Below are 22,629 nucleotides of genomic sequence, written 5' to 3' on the forward strand. Positions count from 1 at the left end.
TTCTTGTTGTCTAGGAAATTATAAAATTAGCCTATGTGGGTAATTATGGGCGTGTTGAGCCGCGTCCAGCTAGGCGACTTCACGAATCGCAATACGATAAGGCGTCATCGGCTCGATTCCTTTATCCTAGCTGACTCGCTCCAGTCGCTACGGGAGCTTGGACTTTTGCTCAAAATTTTTGATTACCACGGTAGCCACTATAGAAATAATTCCTGAATATCATTCCATGTAACAATGATCATAAGAAGCATGAGCAAAGCAAAACCGACGAAATGAAACAATCCTTCCTTTTCTGGAGAGATTGGTTTCCCTCTCACAGCTTCTATTCCTACAAATAACAGTCTCCCTCCATCTAAAGCTGGAAGTGGAACTAGATTGACGATTCCTAAGTTAATACTTAGCATGGCCGTCCACATTAAAAAGTTCATAAATCCAGTTTGAACAATTTGATCTGTTGCATCATATATACCAACAGGTCCTGATAATGTTTCAATTGGTAATTGTCCAGTAATTAGCATGGCTAAGTTAGTTACTATTAATTTTGTTGTTTCAAATGTTTGCGTAAAACCATATGTTATTGTGCCGAGAACCGATTTCTCGAACCCTTGGTATACTCCGATCTGTCCATATGAACCTTGACCTTCTTGTCCAGGCACCTCTGCTGGAACAATCGTTAATGGAACTTCTTCCCCATTACGAAGTACAACAATATCTAGTTCTTCCCCAGGGTTCTTTCTTACAATGGAAGTAAATTCCTTCCACGTTGAAACCGATTGATCTTCTATCTTGATAACCTCATCATCGCTCTTCATACCTGCTTCTTGAGCAGGGCTATCTGGTTGTATTTGCCCCATTTTTGCCTCTTCAACCGGAACTCCTTGAATAAGTCCAAGTATTAAAAAGATAACAATTGCAAGAACAAAATTCATCATAGGACCAGCAAAAAGCTGCATAGCACGTTGACCTATCGTTTTGGAGGCAAATTGACGATCATACGGAGCGATTTGCGTTTCTCTTTCATCCATTACAAAAAATGCCTTCGGATCGACTTCGAAGCTAAGTTTTTCGTCTTGCTCATCAACCTCATAGCCTTCAATTCGTAATTTGTGATCTAAGTCCGCATGTTCTACTTCAATAATACGAGCATTTGGGTGCTTCGATTTATGATTTACAATAATCTTATTTACTTTTCCTGCATCGTTAAATTCAAGACCAACATGGTGGCCTGGTTTCAATTCGATAATTTCTGGATCCTCTCCAGCAACTCGGACATATCCACCGATTGGAAGGAGCCGTATTGTATATACAGTTTCATTTCTAGTAAAAGCAAATATTTTCGGACCAAAGCCGATCGCGAATTCTCTAGCGAGCATACCTGCGCGTTTTGCAAAAATTAAATGGCCCCATTCATGGATAAACACGAGTAAGCCAAACATGAATATAAAAGCGATAACTGTGTTCAAAGAAAGCACCTTCCTTTAGGGGATAAATTAATAACCTTTTATCTGTGAATTCTTACCTATACTAGTATATTATAGACATCCTACAAATATTTATTGCCTGCATTGTTTAGTTAAAAAAACCAACCAAATGTAATATAGGCATTACAAACAATAAACTATCAAACCGGTCTAATATACCTCCATGTCCTGGTAATACATTTCCTGAATCTTTTACTTCATAGTGACGTTTAAATGCGGACTCGACTAAGTCACCAATTTGACCAAAAATAGATGCCAATAGAGATACACTACTAATTGCTAGAAATGAATCTTCTATTGGATGAATAGCCTGAAAGATCACGCCAACAACAATTGCTAAAAAAACGCCTCCTAGCGCACCCTCAACCGTCTTATTCGGACTGATTTTTGGCCAAAGCTTCCGTTTACCGAATGCTCGTCCAAAAAAATATGCACCTGTATCTGTTGCCCAAATAATAAGAAATACGTAAAGTATCGTTGCTAATGCGTCGGTGCTTTCAGGTCCAACTCGCGCTTCAATTAAATAATAAAATCCCATTCCTACATAAATAGCTGATAAAAGCACTACTCCAGCATGATCAAAAGTAAACTTGTTCTTAACGAGTACCGTATACGATAATAAGAGTAGTACCATTAGCATAATGACTTCTGACTTTGTAAACCAAGCTAAAGGAGTTAAATCTGTATTACTCTCTTGCATCAAAATTAACCACACTAATCCAATTCCTAAGATGGATGGAATGGAATACTTGGAAATTTTACCCATTCTTATCAATTCAACAAAGCCAATTGTGGCCATTGCATAAACCAAAAGTTGAAAAGGCATCCCTCCGATAATGACAAAGGGCACAAATATAATTAGTGCAATAATGGCTGTAATAATTCTTTGTTTCATTGCAATTCCTCACCTTAAATTCCGCCATAGCGTCGTTGACGTTGCTGATACTCTTGAATAGCTTCTTGAAATACTTCTTCCGAAAAATCTGGCCAAAGGACATCGGTAAACCAGAATTCGGTATAGGCTAACTGCCATAAAAGAAAGTTACTTAGTCGTTGTTCGCCACTTGTACGAATTAATAAATCCGGATCACTTAATCCCTGCGTATATAGATATTTAGAGAAGATTTGTTCATCCAATGAATCAATGCTTAGTTTGGAACCATCAATATCTGTCATAATCTGTTTTATCGCTTGCATTATTTCATCTCTACTTCCATAGTTTAAAGCAAAATTAAGCAATAATCCATCATTACCCTTTGTTTTATCAATAGCGTATTGAACAGCTTTTTTCGTATGCGTAGGCAAAGATTCAAAATCTCCAATTGTTTGAATTCGAACATTTTTCTCCATTAACTCTGGTAAATGAATATGTAGGAATTCTTTCGGCAACTTCATCAAATATTCTATTTCAGGCTTAGGTCTTTTCCAATTTTCAGTTGAAAAAGCATAAAGGGTTAGTACTTTTATGTTCGACTTATAAGCAGCTCGCACTACTTTTACTACTGAATTAACCCCTTCCTTATGACCTGCAATTCTTGGTAGGGCACGTTTCTTAGCCCATCTTCCATTTCCATCCATTATTATGGCTACATGATTGGGGATGTTCTCGGTCTCCATCTCCATTTGTTTATCGTTCGATGTCTTTTGTTTATTTTTTATAAAAGGAAGTCTAATTGACATTTTTTGTCCTCCGAATGCTGTTGATTATCCATATCATGATTCTACAACTATCATCTATATGTAAACCGCATTGATTATATGCCAGTCCATTCTGGATAAATCATCATTATATCACCAAATCATTTTATATTATAACGATTTTGGCGTAAGAATACAAAAGCCCCCTTAAACAAGAAGAGGGCTTATACATCTTATTTTACACGGAATTAGACTAAACTTCCATAATTTCTTTTTCTTTATCTTTAGCAAGTTGATCTATTTTTGCAATATGATTATCGGTTACCTTTTGAACTTCATCTTGGGCACCTCGTAATTCATCCTCAGGCAGACTATCGTCTTTTTTCAATTGATCATTGGCTTCACGACGAATATTTCTTACTTGCACACGAGATTCCTCCGCGTATTTTCCAACTACTTTCACTAAATCTTTTCTGCGTTCCTCAGTTAGTGTTGGGATATTAATGCGAATCACATTCCCATCACTAGAAGGTGATAATCCTAAATCGGCTTTTTGAATTGCTTTTTCTACATCGGAGATGGCGGATTTATCATACGGTGTAATAACCAATAAACGTGCCTCAGGTGCCGTTACGGAAGCTAACTGATTTAACGGTGTAGATGTACCATAATAATCAACATATACACTATCTAACAAATTAGGGTTTGCTCTACCTGCTCGAACAGTTGCTAAATTTTTCGAGAATGCTTGAACTGCTTGCTCCATTTTTTCTTTCATTTGTTTCATAATACCTTCAGACATCTTTATTTCCCCCTTATCGTAGTTCCAATATTATCTCCTTGGACTACTCGTTTAATATTTCCTTCTTCCATAATAGAAAAAACAACTAATGGAATATCATTATCCATACATAATGTGGAAGCAGTAGAATCCATAACTCCTAGTCCTTCATTCAGCATTTCCATATAAGATAGATTTTCATATTTTTGCGCATCTTTATTAACCTTTGGATCATCTGTATATACGCCATCTACATTATTCTTAGCCATAAGGATTACTTCAGCTTCGATTTCAGCTGCGCGTAAAGCAGCAGTAGTATCAGTTGAAAAGAAAGGATTTCCTGTACCGGCAGCAAAAATGACAACACGTTTTTTCTCCAAATGACGAATTGCTTTTCTCCTTATGTATGGCTCAGCCACTTGTCGCATTTCGATTGATGTCTGTACTCTAGTAGGTATACCCATATTTTCCAGTCCATCTTGAAGTGCTAGAGAATTCATAATTGTTGCTAACATTCCCATATAGTCAGCAGTAGCACGATCCATACCCATTTCACTACCAACCTTGCCTCGCCAGATATTTCCACCACCTACGACGATTGCGATCTCAACATCTAATTCGGCAACTTCTTTCACTTGATTAGCGATAGACTGAATAATTTTAGGTTCAATGCCATATCCTTGTTCGCCACTTAAAGCTTCTCCACTTAATTTAAGTACGATTCTACGGTAACGAGCTGTTGTCATAATAACCTCCATAGAAATTTGATATTGTTTTGTAGTTTTGTTCACTTGGGGATAGATGGAGAAATAGGGAACAACTATTGTGCTCCCTATTGACCTATCATTTATTTTTTAATTTGGCTCATTACTTCATCAGCGAAGTTTTCATCACGTTTTTCCATACCTTCGCCAACTTCATATCGTACAAATGTTTGTACAGATGCGCCCTTATCCGTTACATATTTTTTCACTTTTTGATCTGGATCTTTAACGAAGCTTTGTTCTAATAAACAAATTTCTTCAAAGAATTTACCAAGGCGTCCTTCAACCATTTTTTCGACAATATGTTCTGGCTTACCTTCATTTAAAGCTTGAGCTTTTAATACTTCACGCTCATGGTTTACCTCTTCATTAGATACAGCATCACGTGATACATAACGAGGGTTTACTGCTGCTACATGCATCGCAACATCTTTCGCTACTTGCTCGTCTGTTGTACCTTCTAGTAGCGTTAATACACCGATGCGGCCACCCATATGCAAATACTCACCAAATGCGTCGTTGTCTGTTTTTGACAAGATTGTAAAACGGCGTAGCGATAATTTCTCACCAATTTTTGCAACAGCAGAATTAATGTAATTCTCTACAGTGTCTCCACTACCATCCATTTCTTGTTGTAACGCTTCTTCCAGCGTTGCAGGGTTACGATTAAGTAAATGTTTTGCTAAATCAGAAAGTAATTGTTTAAACTGATCATTCTTGGTTACGAAATCTGTTTCACAGTTAACTTCTAAAAGAACTGCTTTATTACCGTCTATTTCAATGTACGTTGAACCCTCCGCAGCAATTCGGTCAGCCTTCTTCGCTGCTTTTGAAATTCCTTTTTCACGAAGATAATCAATTGCTTTCTCAATATCTCCGTCCGTTTCTTGTAGCGCTTTTTTACAATCCATCATACCTGCGCCAGTTTTTTCACGTAATTCTTTTACCATTTTTGCAGTAATAGCCATAAAAATCCTCCTTTGGATAATCAATGTAGTATCTCGTTCTTTAAAAAAGGTGATAAAAGGCTCTTATCCTCTTATCACCCTCACCTTTCAATTGATTACTCTTGTTCTGTTTCAGAATCGGTTGCTTCCTGTTGCTCTTCTTGCACTTCTTCTGTTTCTTCCCCTTGTTTCACCTCTAAAATAGCATCTGCCATTTTTGAAGTCAAAAGTTTCACCGCACGAATAGCATCATCGTTTGCAGGAATTACATAATCAATTTCATCAGGGTCACAGTTTGTATCCACAATTCCGATAATCGGAATATTTAATTTATGCGCTTCTGCAATCGCAATTCGTTCTTTACGTGGATCAATGACAAACAATGCATCAGGTAGTTTATTCATTTCTTTAATTCCACCAAGGAATTTAACTAGGCGATCTTTTTCTTTTAATAAGTTAACAACTTCTTTTTTAGGTAACACTTCAAATGTGCCATCTTCTTCCATACGTTCGATATCTTTCAAACGATTGATACGTTTACGAATTGTTTGGAAGTTAGTAAGTGTACCACCTAACCAACGTTGGTTTACATAGTACATACCAGAACGAGTTGCCTCATCACGCACAGAGTCTTGTGCTTGTTTTTTTGTACCTACGAAAAGGATTGTACCACCATCAGCTACAACATCCTTTACATAATTGTACGCTTCATCAACCTTCTTCACTGTTTTTTGAAGATCAATGATATAAATTCCGTTACGCTCTGTAAAGATGTATTTTTTCATCTTTGGATTCCAGCGACGGGTCTGATGTCCAAAATGTACACCAGCTTCAAGTAATTGCTTCATTGAAATTGCTGACATTAAAAATTCCTCCTAAATGGTTTTTTCCTCCGTTTAGATCATTTTTGCAAACAGACCATTTACATGGCACCACATTTACAAATCACTAAACGTGTGTATTTATTACTTGCTCAACCTACGAAGAACATAGTATTCACACCAAAAAATAATATATCATAAGCATGAAGACTTATCAAGTCAAACATATGAATTTTTTCGTATTTATGTGCATAAAATTAATACTATGCATGCTTACCAGCCATTTTGATAATCAATTCAGCCTCCGTCTTTCCACAATTTAATTGCCGAGCAATTTCTGTAATAGACAACCCTTTGCTATACAGATGTAATATCCTTGCTTGTAAAGAGGCTTCTACTTGATCATCCTCGTGAACCTCTGGCTCGTATTCGGAATGAGCTTGCTGTATTTCTCCAGCCCTTTTAGAATCCTGTGTGGCAGAAGCCTCAGATACCTCTTTGGACTTTCTATCTCTATGTGTAGTTAACTGATTTATCAATCTGTCATTTTCCTCTTTCAATTCTTCTAGATAGTTGTCGAGGAGAGAATTTATTTCTTCAGAACTTATTTGGTTTGGCTGATTTGGCTGCCTTACCTGTTTTAATAATTGATAAATAGCAGCAAAGGCAATAATATGTAACAAAAAGCTGATAATTAATAAAAACGATGTCATCGAATCCCTCTTTTATCCATTAAAATCTACACGTTTTCCTAAATAAGGATGACGCCATTCTTTTCGTTCTCGCTCTTTTTCTTCATCTTTTGCTTGAATAGAAGCGTTCAATCTTTTTTGATCTTGTTGCTGTTTCCATTTTAATTGCTGAAGATCCTTTGACCCCATTACTCGTTTCCGTTTTAGCTCTTCTTGTTGTAGCTGTGTTTGGGCAAGTGATGTTTGGAAATTCTCATTTTGTTTTAGCATTTGCTCTTGCATTTTACCTGCATCCTGAGAACGAGGAATAGCAACTTGTAATTCTATCGATTTCCACCCCATAAAATCTACACCCCTTACGGCTATTCGAATAATGGATAAATAACAATCTCATTATCTACTAAATGCATTTTCACAAAATGTTGATTGTCTTTGATAATTCGTCGATATTTTCCAAATGCAACGATTACATTCGAAAAAATATAATTTCTTACAATTAATTCTGCATAATGTTCACTACCTATACTGGAGTTGAGTTTATCAAGTTGCAATGTTACTTCTTCAAGTTGTTCATTCGTTTTGTTCCATGAATTCTTTTGACGAAGTAGGGTGATGCGGAGCTTTGGATTTTGCTCAATATCTCTTTGCTTTATTTTTTCGCCTAATATTCTTAATTTCGACAGCGTATCTTCTAATTCCTTTTTTTTCTCTTGTAACTGCCTTTCCTTCGTTTCAATGGATTTATCTACACCGAATATAATCTCTGTTTCCGTGCTAAGACGATTACCAATGTCCTTTGCTTCTATCGATTTACCTGCAGAAAGGGCACCTCCTATAATGTTCCCTTTTTGACAGAAAACATGACCCTTGACCGTACAGTTACTATGTAGAATGGAGTTTTCTACATATAAATCTTGTCCAGCAACAGCGATGCCTTGATTAATATAGCCAATTTTAATGGATTCGTCCGCTTTTATAGTTCCTTTTGCTTGGCCAGCCAAGCCCTCTGATACATAAACAGAACCTCCAGCAATCACCGTAGCCGCCTCAACCATACCAAATATTTTAACATCACCTTTTGCCTTGACTGTATATCCAGTGGGAACATCTCCATGAATAATAATGGTTCCTACAAAATCAAGATTTCCATTTTTCATGGATAATGTTTCTTCTACTTCAAATACAGGCTGAATTTGGATCCACTTGTCGACCTTACTTAATTGCCCCTCAGATGCAGCATAAAAGGATTGATCTTCCTCCCGATATACAACATTTTTCCCGGCCTTTACAACCGCTGGTCTTCCAGGTCGAGCGGCAATTTTTGTACCATCAATCGTATACCCATATTCACCTTCGGATGGGTCATACAGCTCTGCAATTTTTTCCCCTTTTCTCACAGTAGGAATCCGCATAACATCCCTGAAATTCCAATTACAATCACGAACGATATCTGTTGTAAAATCAGAGATATATTGCAAAACCCCATCTTTACCATGTTTCACTTGCTTCCCTTTTGCAACCGTTATTGGAAAGGTTATTTCCGACAAATTACTAGAAAGTTGAGATATTGATTCCTCCATGACTCCATATAAAATTCGATGATCTCGTAAGAATTGACGAATTTCCTCATCCGAAATACTACTAATTTCTCTCTCTATTTGTTCTTTCGTATCTAACTGTGCGACCATCTTATCCTTAGAAATAGTTACTTGAAAGATATCATCTAATTGACCCACTTGTATTTCCTCCTTTTACTTCCACATCATCCCGTTATATGGATTTTAAAAAGTGAGGAGAAAAGATATATCGAATGATTGCTAATGTTGTATTCCATTCATTATGCATTTTGCTTACATCAATTGTAATAGCAGTTATCAAAGCAATTGATATTCTTTTACATACCCGACTCTTCAAATCTTCACTTTGTATAAACACCCTTTATGAAAAGGATTGTATTTTTTTTAAGGTAGATCGAAGTTTGACTATCGATTTTTTGTGTATTTGTGATATTCGTGAAGTAGTTAAGCCTAGTACTTGTCCAATTTCTGTTAATGTTAGCTCCTCGTGATAAAACAAACTAATTACCATTTGTTCATTTTCATTTAAAGCCTTTATTCCTTCTTTAAGTTCATCTTTTAATTCATTGTTTATCATATGATCTTCTGGTGCGACTGTTTTATCATCAGGGATAGAGTAGCCAATCCCCTCTTTTAACTTCATCTTCTGGTCACTTGGCTTATCTTCAATAGACAATATATTAGCAAAAAGTGAGTCACGCATTGCACTCTCCACCTCTTTCACTGTCATGCCGATGTTGTCTGCTATTTCTTCGGTAGTTGGCTTTCTTTGGTTTTTTTGCTCTATTTGGTTTGACACCTGCTCAATTTTCTTCGTTTTATCTCGTAAAGAGCGAGGCAACCAATCTTCCCTTCGTAATCCATCCATTATCGCACCTTTAATCCGAAATGATGCATAGGTATCGAATTTTAGATCTCTGCTCGGATCGAATTTCTTTAGTGCATCATATAGTCCCATTAAGCCAAAGCTCTTAACATCCCCTCTATTGACATTGCTCGGCAAGTTACTTGCAATTCTCTCCACATGAAAACTTACAAGATACATATATTTATCAATAAGTTGATTTGCTGCATCCATGTTATTATAAACTAACCAGTCATCCCACAGCTTCTCTTCATGAGGAGATTCATTCACTATCATTATATACACCCCTTTTATTACGATCTGCTCTGATCTATTCTAAATAAAGGTTTCTTCTCTATTAATTTTTCTGATTTTTAGCTTACTGGTTTCTGGATCAAATTCTATTGTTCTACCAGTATTTCCTCCCACATCTTGAGCAACTACTGGAATATTACAATCCTTTAGCTTATCTAAAACTGCCTCTACATTTCGAGGGCCAATTCGCATCATATCGGAACCAGAAGCGAATTGAAACATTTGCGCACCACCAGCAATTTTTGCTTTTAATTTATGTTTATTAGCTCCACAATCTATCATTTTTGTAATTAATTTTGGGATGGCTGTGTCTGCATATTTATACGGATTGTATTGCTTCTGTCTGGCCAATTGAGAATTTGGAAGCAGGATATGAGCCAATCCCGAAACCTTTTCCGTTTCATCATAAATTACTACTCCTACACACGATCCTAATCCAGATGTTCTAATTTTCATAGGAGGAGTTACAACATTTAAATCTGCAATACCTACTTTGATGATCGACGCTGTTTTATTCATATCCATTTATTCCTAACGCTTGAAATAACTTTGGGAATGAGTCTGGATCAGGAATAAAGAGAAAATGACCTTCTATACTATGAGATAGATGCGAGGGATTCATCTTCGTATTGATAATGATTGCATAATCCGTAACTTGTGATAGTTCAATAAGTCCTGCCGTTAAAATCGCTCCTGCCATATCTATGCTGAGATACGGAACAGATGGCTGCATATTTACTTGTGTGAAATCTGATAGAGCAGATAGGTATGCACCAGTAACAATATTTCCGGTTTCTTTAAGTACAGAAATAGCTAGTTCATTATCAGAAGAAGCAAGTAAATTCATTGCTTGATCTCCTGTTATTTCTCTAACTAATGCTTCAGCTCTCTCAGTTGATAGGATAAAATAAACGGTTCCTGGTGCAACGCCCTGTATTCGGAATAAAAGTGCAACAATAACTTCATCTGGCCCCCCCAGCAACTCCATCATTTCGTCATAGCTTACAACGTTTACGGAAGGAACTTCCATATCTATTTTTCTATTTAGTAATTTAGACATGGAAGTTGCCGCATTTCCTGCTCCAATATTTCCAATTTCTCGCAAAACATCTCGCTGTATGGTCGTGAGTTTTGTATAGTCCATGAACGATTATCCTTCGACAGATTTTAATTCATGAATTTCATCTTCGGTTAATACTTTTTGCAAATTAAGAAGGATTAATAGACGATCATCTAATTTTGCTACCCCTTCTATATAATCCGCATCAACCGTACCAATAACTTCAGGTGCAGGTTCAATCTCATTTTCTGGAATATCAATCACATCATTTGCAGCATCTACTACGAGACCAACTTCCATATCATCTACGAAAACAATAATAATTCTGGTTGAATCAGAAAATGCTGTTTCCTTCATCCCAAAACGTAATCGTAAATCAATAACAGGCGTAACCACTCCTCTTAAATTTATGACACCTTTCACAAAGTCAGCTGTTTGTGGCACTCTTGTAATTGGAATCATCTTTTCAATAGATCCCACCTGCTGCACAGAGACAGCGAACTCTTCATCCTCTAATTGAAATACAATTACTTTCCTATTCATTAACGTTTCATTTTCCATTTTTTTCTCCTCCAATTATCATTTTTATATAACTAATGCATTACTATCTACGATTAAAGCTACTTCCCCATCACCTAGTATCGTTGCTCCAGAAATAGCAAATGTATTTGATAAATAACTGCCTAAGGATTTTAAAACTACCTCCTGTTGTCCTATAAAGGCATCAACAACGAGTCCTGTCATTTTATTCCCTTTTTTAACAATGACAACCGATATATATTCATTATCTATTACATTATCATCTGCTGGAACAGTAAAAATATCATTGAGAAATGCTAATGGAACCACTTTCCCTCTAAAATCAATTACTTTTGTATTATGTGCATGCATGATATCATCCCGATGAATAATTGCCGTTTCAATAATGGATGACAATGGAATAGCGTATTTTTCATTTTGTAATTCGATAAGCAATACGGAAATAATGGATAACGTTAAAGGTAATTGTATAGAAAAGATAGACCCTTGATCTTTCTTAGCATCAATCGAAATCCTTCCACCTAATGATTCAATTGTATTTTTAACAACGTCTAGACCTACACCTCTTCCGGATATATCTGAAACCGTATCTGCAGTAGAAAAACCACTTGCCATAATCAATTCGAATATCTGCTGATCTGACAATAATTCGGATTGACTATCATTAACAACACCATTTGCGATAGCTTTCTTTAATACTTTTTCTTTATTTATACCAGCACCATCATCTTCAATTTCGATGAAAACGTGATTGCCACTGTGATAAGCTTCGAGTTTAATCGTTCCGTGTTCAGACTTTCCTTTTTTTAACCGTTCGTCTGGAGATTCAATACCATGATCAATTGCATTCCGTATTAAGTGAACGAGCGGATCACCTATTTCATCTATTACGGTTCGATCTAGTTCCGTTTCTGCCCCAATAATCTCAATTTCCACATTTTTATTTAGATCCCTTGCTAGTTGGCGAATCATACGAGGGAACCTATTAAACACTTGCTCTATTGGCACCATCCGCATCGTTAAAATGATGGATTGTAAATCACTAGACACGCGAGACATATGCTCTACGGTCTCCTGTAAATCTCCATGGTTTAAGTCTAGAGAAATTTGTTCTAATCTGCCTCGATCGACGACAAGCTCCTCGAATAAATTCATCAGGACATCAAGTCGGTCAATATTAACTCGTATCGTCTTGTTTGCTGAAGTTTTAGCAGAATTTTGCTGCTTTTTGTCCTTATTGGACTTCGTTTCTTGTGTCTGCTGTTCATCCCTTGCTTTATCATTGCTTTGTTGATCAGCTTTATACGTGCTTGCTGAGAAAGTATGAACTTCTACTTGTTCAATTTCTGAAACTTTTTCTATATTTGTTGAAATTTTTTCTTTAGAATGTTCTGATATGAATATTACTGTAAAACTAGTATCAAATTGTTCTTCTTCTAATTCATTTACAGATGGCTCAGATTTAACGATTTCTCCCAATTTCTCTAAAACCTCAAAGACCATAAATACTCTTGCACCTTTTAAGAGACAGTCTTCTCTTAAAGTCACGTTAATCTCATAATTGGAATATCCACGGTCTGATGATTCACTTAGTATCGTAAGTTCAAACTCATCTAAACCCTGAACATGTTGTAGCTGAGTCGCTTCTTGTTGCTGGGTTGTGCTATCTGCTTCTTTCATCTGTACAGCCGAAACAGAATTCCCGCTTTCGATAGCCTGCAATTGTTCAACAGCTTGAGAAACATCTCTCGTGCCATCGCCACCACTCGAAATGTCTTCTACCATTTCATTTAAATGGTCCACTGCTGCGAATAAAATATCCATCATTTCGACGTTAACAGTAACCTTCTCATACTTGATTGCATCAAATACATTTTCTAGTTTATGGGTTAAATTTGCTAAATCACTAAAACCCATTGTTGCTGACATTCCCTTTAATGTATGAGCAGCTCGAAAAATCTCTTCAATGATTTTCTTTTCATTAGGGTTTTTCTCTAAGGCTAAAAGCTGATTATACAAAACTTCTAAATGCTCATTACTTTCATCAATAAAAACTCCTAAATACTCTGTTGTATCCACATTAAAGCCCTCCACCTATAATAATTTTGTTATAAAGTCGCTTATGTCACTTAACACCACTTCTTTAGTAACGAGATTTGTTCGCACCGCTGCTTTGGGCATGCCATAAACAACAGCTGATTCTTCTGATTCAGCGATAACAACGGTATCCTTATCCCCTGCCTTTAGAGCTTTGATACCATTACTACCATCGCTCCCCATCCCAGTAAGCACGACTGCCAGCTTATTAACATGCTTTACATTGGCAAGTGAAGTAAATAACACATCCACCGATGGTCTATGTCCATTAACTGCTTTTTCCTTCGTTAGTTCTATTGCTACAGATGTGCCGATAGACTTTAGTTTCATATGTAAATCTCCTGGAGCAATATAAACAGTTCCGTTTTTCACTATTTCTCCATGTATCGCTTCTTTTACAGTAACCTGGGATTTTTGATTTAATCGTTCAGCAAGAGATTTCGTAAAACCTGCTGGCATATGTTGTACGATAAAAACTGGTGCTTTTATGTTTTTAGGTAATCGAGTAATAATCTGTTGAAGCGCTCTCGGTCCACCTGTTGATGTCCCGATTGCGACAATACTCTGTGCGAATTTAGTTAAAGCACGAGCATGACCAGTTGGTAAAGATGGGGGTTTTTCCTTCGCCCTCTCCTCCTGCTGCTGTAAAGGTAATCTAACCTTTGACGCCGTAATAACCTTCGATATAATTTCCTGCTTCATCGTTTCAATATCAATTGAGATGGGACCAGATGGCTTCGTAATAAAGTCTACTGCACCACTTGAAATTGCCTGTACTGTCTTGATTGTTGTATCCTCAGAGGCGGCACTTGAAAGCATAACTACTGGTATAGGATTGCTGTTCATTAATTCACGTAAAGCTGTTATCCCATCCATAATGGGCATATGAATATCTAAGGTAACAACATCTGGTTGTAATTTTTTAACTTTATTGATTCCATCTTCACCATTTCTAGCTGTTGCAATTACTTCCATACGATTATCACTTGTTAAAATGTCTGAAATCACTTTACGCATAAAAGCTGAATCGTCAATAATAATGACACGAAATTTACTCATGGCCATTTACCTTTCCGTTAAAAGCTGTTTTAGTTTACCTAAAAATGATGGCGTAGTATCTGATTGATTTACAGGCTGAACACTACAATAATTCTTTACTAACTGCTTCATTGCTCTGGCAACAGCAGAATTTTTTTTCAATAATACGTAAGGGGTTTGCCTAATGACAGCCGTGGTCACTGTTCTATCCTCAGGTAATGTACCTAATAGCTTCGTTTCCACTTGTAAAAATTGAAAAATTACCTGATTGAATCGCCTTAGTGCTTCCCACCCTTCTTTTTCTGAATGACTTCGATTCATAATCACTTGCATTGGTAGCGTATCGTCATAAGAAACAATATGCTTTATCATGCTATAAGCATCTGTGATAGAGGTAGGCTCAGGTGTGGTGATCACAAAGCATTCATCAGATGCTAAGATAATTGATAAACTATCTTGTGTAATTCCTGCTCCCATATCAAAAATGATAAAATCGTAGTAATTAACTAGTTTCTTATATTGCTGAAAGAAGAAATTCCTTTTATGCTGATCGATAGAAAAAATATCACTTAATCCAGAACCAGCTGCGATATAATCCAAATCCCCTGGACCATGTTGAATAATTTCCTGAATAGATAGGTGCTCTTCAAACATATCGATAATCGTTCTTTCAACATGTAATCCTAATAAAATATCAATATTTCCCATACCTATGTCCATATCAATAACTAGCACTCTATTACGTTGTCTTACTAATTCCAATGAAAAATTTATCGTAATATTTGATTTTCCTACCCCACCCTTTCCACTAATTACAGCTATTGTCTTCGCCTGTGTAAAGTCCTGCATTGCTTTTAACTTTTTTCGAAGTCCATCTGCCTGATCATGCCTCATCCGATGACCTCATTACAAACGAAGCTAACTGTTTAGGTGATGGGTAGATTAAGTCTTCAGGCACATCTTGACCATTTGTTATATAACCAATTCCGATCTGTTTTCCAAGGGCAATATTTAGAATACTACCGAATTGACTCGTTTCATCTATCTTAGTCAAAATCACTTCTTTAATAGAAATTTCTTCAAATTGATCATATATTTCGCTGATATCTCTTGGTTTAGCCGTTAATGATAGAACTAAATACGTATCTGATTCCAGATTACTTTTTGTATCTTGTTTCATTTGTTTTACGTATTTTTCATCTCTAAAATTACGACCTGCGGTATCAACAAATATTAAATCAAATGTGTTAAATTTCTCGATTGCTTTTTGGAAATCGTCCTCCGTATAGGCTACTTCTACTGGCACATTCAATATTTTTGCATATGTTTTTAACTGCTCAACAGCTGCAATACGATACGTATCTGTAGTGATAAAAGCGATTTTTTTATGATCATTTAGCTTACTGTTTGCAGCAACTTTTGCAATTGTAGTTGTTTTTCCTACACCAGTTGGTCCAACAAAGTAAACTAATTTCTTATCATAGGATATCCCTTCGAAGGAGACCTGTTTGAGTCTATTCTCTATTTCCTGTTTGACTTCAGATATGATCGACTTGTAGCTACTACTATGTTGTTCTGCATCCTCCTGCCTATGCAAGACAGAATCAATAATGCTTGTAGCAATTTCGGTATCTACTTCTTGTTCAAGTAAATAATTATATGCTAATTGAAAATCAGCAGGGTACGTAAAATTCCCAATTGCAGAGTGATGTAGTAATTCTTTTACCTGTCTTAGCTCACGCAGTACATGTTGGTCATCTCTTTCATGATAAGCTTCATTCGATTCTACCTTTTTATTGGGCATTACTACCTTTTTCTTAGATAAATGTGGTTGCGGATCTCTTGCGGCTATTACTTCAATTTGCTGTTTTGTCAACAGACCGAGAAATCTTTTTTTCTTTACTTCCCTAGAATTTAAAATAACGGCTTCTGTACCAAGCTCTTTCCTAACTTGTTTCATCGCTTCAGGCATCGTATCAGCTACATATTTTTTTACCTTCATGCAATATTCACCACCCCGACACTTTGTACTTGTACGTTGGGCTCTAGCTCATTATAGGACAATACAACAACTTGCGGTAAATATCGATCTAGTAACTGTTTGACATACATTCTTACTGCTGGAGAACAAAGCAATATCGCTGTCTCTTCCTGTATGGTCAGTTTTTCTACCTCTTCATGTAATTGGTTGATCACCCGTTGCTGAACATCAGGATCCATGGAAAGATAGCTTCCATGCTCTGTCTGTTGAATACTCTCAGCAATTGCTTTCTCTACTTTTCCAGAAAGAGTAACTACTTTTAATGCCATATCTTCGTCAGTATATTGCTTAGTTAATTGAGATGATAATGCTTGTCTTACATATTCAGCTAGTAAATCGGTATCGTTTGTTAATTTTGCAAAGTCTGCAAGTGTTTCAAATATAATAGGGAGATTACGGATTGACACTTTTTCTTTTAAAAGCTTACCTAGTACTTTTTGAATATCACCTACTGCAAGTGGCTCTGGTGTTACTTCTTCAACAAGTATTGGATAGGTTTCCTTTAAATGATCAATTAATTGCTTAGTCTCTTGTCTACCTAATAATTCATGAGCATGTTCTTTAATGATTTCCGTTAGATGTGTGGATACAACAGAAGGTGGATCTACTACCGTATAACCGGATAACTCTGCTTCATCCTTTAAATCTTCGTTGATCCACTTTGCAGGTAGGCCAAAAGCTGGCTCTTTTGTATCTATACCATCAATTTCGTCATCTTCCATATCTGGAGCCATTGCTAAATAATGATCAAGCAATAATTCACCAGAAGCTACTTCATTTCCTTTTACTTTTAAACGATATTCATTCGGGTTAAGCTGGATATTATCGCGAATTCGAACTACTGGAATAACAATTCCTAGCTCAATTGCAAGCTGCCTTCGAATCATAACAATTCGATCGAGTAAATCGCCACCTTGGTTCGCGTCAGCCAGCGGTATAAGAGAATAACCAAACTCAAATTCGATAGGGTCCATATTTAATAAATGTACAACATTTTCAGGCGATTTCATTGCAGCACTTTCCGTTTCATCTTCCTCTTCCTCACTTGGTTCATAGACTACTTCTGTCTGCTTTAATAACAAATACCCACTTAAAGCTAGTAAACTAGCAATGATTGTAGTAAGAAAAAAGTTGATGGGTGTTAACCCTAATAAGAACACTGTTCCTGCTGCAATAAATAGCAGCTTCGGGTATTGGAGTAGCTGTCCAGTAACATCTGTACCTAAATTACCTGTTCCTGCTGTTCTTGTTACTACGATTCCTGTTGCGGTTGATATGAGTAAAGCTGGTATCTGACTAACTAATCCATCACCTACAGTCAATCGCATAAACGTATTGATCGCTTCTTGAAACGACATGTCCATCTGTACCATACCAATAACGAGACCAAAAATAATATTGATTAGTACAATGATAATACCCGCAATAGCATCGCCTTTTACGAATTTACTTGCACCATCCATGGAACCGTGAAAATCTGCTTCCTTTTCTATTTTTTCTCGTCTTTCTTTAGCTTGTTGTTCCGATATTAAACCTGCGTTCAAATCTGCATCTATGCTCATCTGTTTACCTGGCATCGCATCTAAAGTAAATCTAGCCGCCACCTCAGAAACACGCTCAGAACCTTTAGTGATTACAAGAAATTGGATAATAACTAAAATAACAAATACAACAAAACCTACTAGTGGATTCCCCCCAATTACAAAGGAACCAAATGTATCAACAACCCCACCAGCATCTGCTTTGGATAAGATCGACCTTGTTGTAGATACATTCAATCCTAGGCGAAATAAGGTTAATAACAAAAGAAGTGTAGGAAAGACTGAAAACTGTAATGCCTCTTGTGTATTCATCGAAACTAAGATTACAATTAGTGCTAATGAAATATTACCTAATATCAATACACTTAACAGCCATCCTGGTAACGGGACAATCAACATAATAATAATTAAAATAACGCCTAAAAGAACGGATAGATCTCTTGCTTTCATTGGGGTCTCTCCTTATTGCTTAAACTTTTTTCTCCAGCTTATATACATAAGCCAAAATTTCTGCTACAGCCTGAAAGAATTCTTCAGGAATTACATCCCCTATTTCAACTGCTCTATATAGAGATCGTGCTAAGGGACGATTCTCAACCGTCATTACTTCATTTGTACGAGCTATTTCTTTAATCTTCAACGCCACCTCATCAATCCCTTTAGCTAAAATATATGGCGCTTCAGCTTTTGCCTCATCATATTTAATAGCAATTGCAAAGTGGGTCGGGTTCGTAATGACTACATCTGCATTGGGCACCTCGCTCATCATTCTGCGTGTAGCCATTTGTCTTTGCTTTTCTTTAATTTTCGACTTTATAAGTGGGTCACCTTCAATGTTCTTATATTCATCCTTAACGTCTTGCTTTGACATTTTCATGTTTTTCTCATAGTCATAACGTTGATAAGCATAATCAAAAACGGCCAAAAATAATAATACGATTATTGCTGTTATTCCCATGACCATCGTAACCTGCCCAAAAAAACCAAGTGCATTGTCTACTGTTTTAAAGGACAGCATCATCATATCGTCCTTATATATCCATATCACTGTAAATGTCACAGCGCCAATACAGACAATTTTCAATAATGACTTAAGAAGTTCAACTAATGCACGTAATGAAAATATACGCTTCGCTCCTTGAATTGGATCGATTTTTTTTAAATCAAACTTTAATGGCTCTGTTGTAAACAAAAAGCCAATTTGTAAAAAGTTTGAAGCGAAGCCAGCTACAATAGCAATTATCATAAGTGGTGCGAGCATTTTCGATACTTCCATCGCTGCTCCTGAAAATACTTTATGTACTGTCTCTTCCGTTACATCCCAATGAATAAACTCTGTAAAAGTATGCTAATATAATCTCATCATACTATTCTTCATGGAATCGCCGAACACAAAGAGAATGATAAAAGCGAATAAAAGTAGAAAAGCTGTATTAACATCCTGACTTTTGGCTACCTTTCCTTTTTTTCGCTCATCCTGCCTTTTCTTCGGGGTAGCTTTTTCTGTCTTTTCACCAGCAAAGAATTGTAAATCGAGTTTCAATTGCAAGTTAAGCACCTCCGAACAATTGCATTAGGCTGCGGATTGTAGCAAATAAAATTTCAAACAAGTTCTTCACTAAAACAACATATAAACTCATAAAAAATAACAAGGCAACAAAGCTCACTAAAATTTTCAATGGTAATCCTACTACAAAAACATTTAACTGAGGCACAGTTCTAGCTATAATACCTAAGGCAACGTCAACAAGAAATAAACAACCTACAATTGGAATTGCAATTTGAAATGCAATAAGGAACATTTTATTAAATGTATCAATGACAAATGTAACTATATTTTCATTTTGAAATGGGATAAAAGCATCTATTGGTATAAATTGGTAGCTATTTACAATCCCATCTATTAAAATATGATGACCATTTACCGATAATAAAAAGAGTAAAGCAATAATATAGAAGTACTGTCCTGTTAATGGACTCTGAGCACCAGTTTGCGGATCAATAACATTGGCTATTGCGAACCCCATCTGAAAATCGATAAATCCGCCTGCAATTTGAACAGCAGATAAGATAATATAGGCTATTAATCCGATAAAAAGTCCTACCAAAGCTTCTTTTACGATTAATAACAGATACATTTCATCTACTGGTATGGAAGGTGCATTCACTGTGTAAAACATTAGAAAAGCCAAGAAGAAACTGAATCCTAGCTTAAACAGTCTCGGAATTGTTCGATAAGAGAACAACGGCATTGTAGCAAAAAAAGCTACTACTCTTACAAGAATTAACAAAAATACAGAGATACTATTAACATTAATTATTTCTAGCATACAATTACCCTACAAACTGATTTATATTTTTAAACAATTCGGATGTGAATTCTACCATTTCTGTAAGCATCCAAGGCCCAAAGAATACAAGACCAACCAGTACTGCCACAATCTTGGGAATAAACGCCAACGTTTGTTCCTGTATCTGTGTTGTAGCTTGAAAGATACTTACCAGTAATCCAACAGCCAAAGCTAATAATAGCAAAGGACTTGTAACTAATAGAATGGTATAAACACCTTTTTCTGCCAAAGTTAATACGAACTCACTGCTCATGGGAGCAAAGCCTCCTTAATGCTGAATACAACTCGCAGTATGACTTTAGTTGCAACATTCCAAAGTGGTTTCCAGCATGCTCTAATCTAATTATGAAACATTTCATGAATACCACCTACCAGTCCATCCTAAGATTAGAATCCATCCAACAGTGAGTGGGTAATTAAATACCAGCCATCTACAAGAACAAATAATAGAATTTTAAAAGGTAAAGAAATCATTACTGGGGGAAGCATCATCATCCCCATCGACATTAATACACTGGCAACAGCCATATCAATGATTAAAAATGGAACAAATATCATAAACCCCATTTGAAATGCTGTCTTCAATTCGCTTATTGCAAATGCAGGTACTAATGTTGTCAGTGGAATGTCCTGAACAGTTTCAGGACGTTCCAATTCTGCATAATTCATAAAAAGCGCTAAATCTTTCTGACGCGTATGCTCCGCCATAAAATCCTTTATGGGTATACTCGCTTGATCATACGCTTCATCTAACGTAATCTCTTCGGCAAATAATGGTTCTAATGCTTCGTCATACACCTCATTGAAAACTGGAGCCATAATGAAAAACGTTAAAAATAACGCAAGTCCAATTAGTACTTGATTTGGTGGCATTTGCTGTGTCGCCAATGACGTACGAACAAATGACAACACAATAATTATTCTAGTAAAGCTCGTCATCAAAATTAATATACTTGGTGCTAGTGACAATACAGTTAATAGAAGAATTAATTTAACTGATGTTGAGATATTTGCCGGATCGGAACTGGAAAACATATCGATAAATTCATTCATTCTGATCTTCCTTTTGTTTATACTGTTGGATCAATTGGGTTCTATTTTTTTTTAGTTTATCCAGCTCGTTCACAAAATGACCTTTAAAATTCTGTTTCGAATGTATAGAATCTGAATTGGTAGTTTCTTTTGTGGTTACCCGTTGGACGAGAGTTGATAATGGACTATTGGCATCGGTTGTATTTCTTTTCAACAAATCTTCCATTAATGCTTCATCGTCAATCTCTTGAAGCATTTCTACATTATCTCCAACCCCAATAAGATAGAACTTGCTACCAACACGAATAATTTGAATTGACTTGTTTTGCCCAACAGAAATACCGCCAAGGTTTTCTAGTGACTTCACTTGATTAAACAAGGCATTTTTCTTCTTTAAAAATTTTAACAGTAAATAGATCAGCCCCAATATGAGTGCTAAAGCAAAAAATAGCTTTATAAAATTAACCCAAAATGGTTCTGTATCTTCTTCCGTCGATAAGAGTGTTGATTTCTCCGTGTCTCCATCTTCCGTCGATGACTCTGCTGGTTGCTCGCAATCAGCATTTTTCTCTAAACAATCAGTAACAGATTTGGTTGCTGCATCTACTTTTATGGAAACAGTAAATGAAAATAGAATAATAGTCAGTAGAATGCAAAACCGTAACGATTTATTCAATAGTATTCACTCACTTTTTAGTTCAATGCCTTTTGAATTGCTTCTAAAACACGATCCGCCTGAAATGGTTTAACGATAAAATCTTTAGCTCCTGCTTGGATCGCATCAATAACCATTGCTTGCTGCCCCATTGCAGAGCACATAATTATTTTCGCTTCAGGATGACTAGCTTGAATTTCCTTTAATGCTGAAATCCCATCTTTTTCAGGCATGGTTATATCCATCGTCACAAGATCTGGCATAAGCTCATTATATTTTTCTACCGCCTGTGCACCATCTTGTGCTTCACCTACTACCTCAAACCCATTTTTAGTTAAAATATCTTTAATCATCATTCGCATGAAAGCTGCATCATCAACAATTAGAATACGGTGTGCCATTCGTAAATCCTCC

General features: G+C 36.3%; 24 protein-coding genes and 1 pseudogene. All 25 read right to left on the bottom strand.

The window, feature by feature from the left end:
- Positions 1-197: 197 nt before the first annotated feature.
- The 25 genes and pseudogenes from rseP to ABDZ84_RS13115 all read right to left on the bottom strand — a co-directional run bounded on the left by rseP (position 198) and on the right by ABDZ84_RS13115 (position 22,616).
- On the bottom strand, positions 198-1,463 hold the full coding sequence (gene rseP / locus ABDZ84_RS12995; protein ID WP_026680928.1) for an RIP metalloprotease RseP: 1,266 nt from the start codon (positions 1,461-1,463) through the stop codon (positions 198-200).
- A gap of 106 nt (positions 1,464-1,569) precedes the next feature.
- Positions 1,570-2,376 (bottom strand): phosphatidate cytidylyltransferase, encoded by an 807-nt coding sequence (locus tag ABDZ84_RS13000; RefSeq protein WP_166529880.1) that lies wholly within the window; start codon positions 2,374-2,376, stop codon positions 1,570-1,572.
- A 14-nt stretch (positions 2,377-2,390) separates the two neighbouring features.
- Positions 2,391-3,161, bottom strand: coding sequence for an undecaprenyl pyrophosphate synthase (gene uppS / locus ABDZ84_RS13005; RefSeq protein WP_026680926.1), 771 nt, complete (start codon positions 3,159-3,161; stop codon positions 2,391-2,393).
- Between the two features lie 211 nt (positions 3,162-3,372).
- Positions 3,373-3,921, bottom strand: a complete 549-nt coding sequence (gene frr / locus ABDZ84_RS13010; protein WP_026680925.1) for a ribosome recycling factor — start codon at positions 3,919-3,921, stop codon at positions 3,373-3,375.
- A gap of 2 nt (positions 3,922-3,923) precedes the next feature.
- Positions 3,924-4,646, bottom strand: coding sequence for a UMP kinase (pyrH, locus tag ABDZ84_RS13015; RefSeq protein ID WP_026680924.1), 723 nt, complete (start codon positions 4,644-4,646; stop codon positions 3,924-3,926).
- Positions 4,647-4,747: 101 nt separating this feature from the next.
- A complete protein-coding gene (tsf, locus tag ABDZ84_RS13020; RefSeq protein WP_026680923.1) occupies positions 4,748-5,632 on the bottom strand; it encodes a translation elongation factor Ts in 885 nt (294 codons plus the stop codon).
- A gap of 95 nt (positions 5,633-5,727) precedes the next feature.
- Positions 5,728-6,474, bottom strand: coding sequence for a 30S ribosomal protein S2 (gene rpsB / locus ABDZ84_RS13025; RefSeq protein WP_026680922.1), 747 nt, complete (start codon positions 6,472-6,474; stop codon positions 5,728-5,730).
- Between the two features lie 221 nt (positions 6,475-6,695).
- The gene (locus tag ABDZ84_RS13030) at positions 6,696-7,145 is read right to left on the bottom strand and encodes a DUF6115 domain-containing protein (protein WP_026680921.1); all 450 of its coding nucleotides are present in this window, start codon (positions 7,143-7,145) and stop codon (positions 6,696-6,698) included.
- 12 nt (positions 7,146-7,157) lie between these two features.
- On the bottom strand, positions 7,158-7,466 hold the full coding sequence (locus ABDZ84_RS13035; RefSeq protein WP_026680920.1) for a hypothetical protein: 309 nt from the start codon (positions 7,464-7,466) through the stop codon (positions 7,158-7,160).
- Between the two features lie 20 nt (positions 7,467-7,486).
- Complete coding sequence (locus ABDZ84_RS13040) at positions 7,487-8,860, bottom strand: flagellar assembly protein A (RefSeq protein ID WP_343781819.1); 1,374 nt, start codon at positions 8,858-8,860, stop codon at positions 7,487-7,489.
- 202 nt (positions 8,861-9,062) lie between these two features.
- Positions 9,063-9,842: a FliA/WhiG family RNA polymerase sigma factor gene (locus ABDZ84_RS13045; RefSeq protein ID WP_026680918.1), complete on the bottom strand. Its 780-nt coding sequence runs from the start codon at positions 9,840-9,842 to the stop codon at positions 9,063-9,065.
- Between the two features lie 39 nt (positions 9,843-9,881).
- Positions 9,882-10,379, bottom strand: a complete 498-nt coding sequence (locus ABDZ84_RS13050; protein ID WP_026680917.1) for a chemotaxis protein CheD — start codon at positions 10,377-10,379, stop codon at positions 9,882-9,884.
- A complete protein-coding gene (locus tag ABDZ84_RS13055; protein ID WP_026680916.1) occupies positions 10,372-11,004 on the bottom strand; it encodes a chemotaxis protein CheC in 633 nt (210 codons plus the stop codon). Before ABDZ84_RS13055 ends, ABDZ84_RS13050 begins: the two co-directional genes overlap by 8 nt.
- A gap of 6 nt (positions 11,005-11,010) precedes the next feature.
- Complete coding sequence (locus ABDZ84_RS13060; protein ID WP_026680915.1) at positions 11,011-11,481, bottom strand: chemotaxis protein CheW; 471 nt, start codon at positions 11,479-11,481, stop codon at positions 11,011-11,013.
- A gap of 24 nt (positions 11,482-11,505) precedes the next feature.
- On the bottom strand, positions 11,506-13,539 hold the full coding sequence (locus ABDZ84_RS13065) for a chemotaxis protein CheA (protein ID WP_026680914.1): 2,034 nt from the start codon (positions 13,537-13,539) through the stop codon (positions 11,506-11,508).
- A gap of 15 nt (positions 13,540-13,554) precedes the next feature.
- On the bottom strand, positions 13,555-14,616 hold the full coding sequence (locus tag ABDZ84_RS13070) for a protein-glutamate methylesterase/protein-glutamine glutaminase (protein WP_343781822.1): 1,062 nt from the start codon (positions 14,614-14,616) through the stop codon (positions 13,555-13,557).
- Between the two features lie 6 nt (positions 14,617-14,622).
- Entirely contained in the window at positions 14,623-15,489 is an 867-nt protein-coding gene (locus tag ABDZ84_RS13075) for a MinD/ParA family protein (RefSeq protein ID WP_026680912.1), read from the bottom strand.
- Entirely contained in the window at positions 15,479-16,597 is a 1,119-nt protein-coding gene (flhF, locus tag ABDZ84_RS13080; RefSeq protein WP_026680911.1) for a flagellar biosynthesis GTPase FlhF, read from the bottom strand. Before flhF ends, ABDZ84_RS13075 begins: the two co-directional genes overlap by 11 nt.
- On the bottom strand, positions 16,594-18,627 hold the full coding sequence (flhA, locus tag ABDZ84_RS13085) for a flagellar biosynthesis protein FlhA (protein ID WP_343781824.1): 2,034 nt from the start codon (positions 18,625-18,627) through the stop codon (positions 16,594-16,596). The genes flhF and flhA overlap by 4 nt, the downstream gene beginning before the upstream one ends.
- Positions 18,628-18,646: 19 nt before the next feature.
- Positions 18,647-19,726, bottom strand: a pseudogene (gene flhB / locus ABDZ84_RS13090) (flagellar biosynthesis protein FlhB).
- Between the two features lies 1 nt (position 19,727).
- Entirely contained in the window at positions 19,728-20,507 is a 780-nt protein-coding gene (gene fliR / locus ABDZ84_RS13095) for a flagellar biosynthetic protein FliR (protein ID WP_343781826.1), read from the bottom strand.
- 4 nt (positions 20,508-20,511) lie between these two features.
- A complete protein-coding gene (fliQ, locus tag ABDZ84_RS13100; protein ID WP_343781828.1) occupies positions 20,512-20,781 on the bottom strand; it encodes a flagellar biosynthesis protein FliQ in 270 nt (89 codons plus the stop codon).
- Positions 20,782-20,915: 134 nt separating this feature from the next.
- Positions 20,916-21,581 carry a flagellar type III secretion system pore protein FliP gene (gene fliP / locus ABDZ84_RS13105; protein ID WP_026680906.1) on the bottom strand — a complete coding sequence of 222 codons (666 nt, stop codon included), beginning with the start codon at positions 21,579-21,581 and terminating at the stop codon, positions 20,916-20,918.
- Complete coding sequence (locus ABDZ84_RS13110; RefSeq protein WP_343781830.1) at positions 21,574-22,236, bottom strand: flagellar biosynthetic protein FliO; 663 nt, start codon at positions 22,234-22,236, stop codon at positions 21,574-21,576. The genes fliP and ABDZ84_RS13110 overlap by 8 nt, the downstream gene beginning before the upstream one ends.
- A 17-nt stretch (positions 22,237-22,253) precedes the next feature.
- Complete coding sequence (locus tag ABDZ84_RS13115; RefSeq protein ID WP_026680904.1) at positions 22,254-22,616, bottom strand: response regulator; 363 nt, start codon at positions 22,614-22,616, stop codon at positions 22,254-22,256.
- Positions 22,617-22,629 lie beyond the last annotated feature (13 nt).

It is taken from the genome of Virgibacillus salarius, assembly GCF_039521925.1.
GTDB classification, from domain to species: domain Bacteria; phylum Bacillota; class Bacilli; order Bacillales; family Amphibacillaceae; genus Virgibacillus; species Virgibacillus salarius.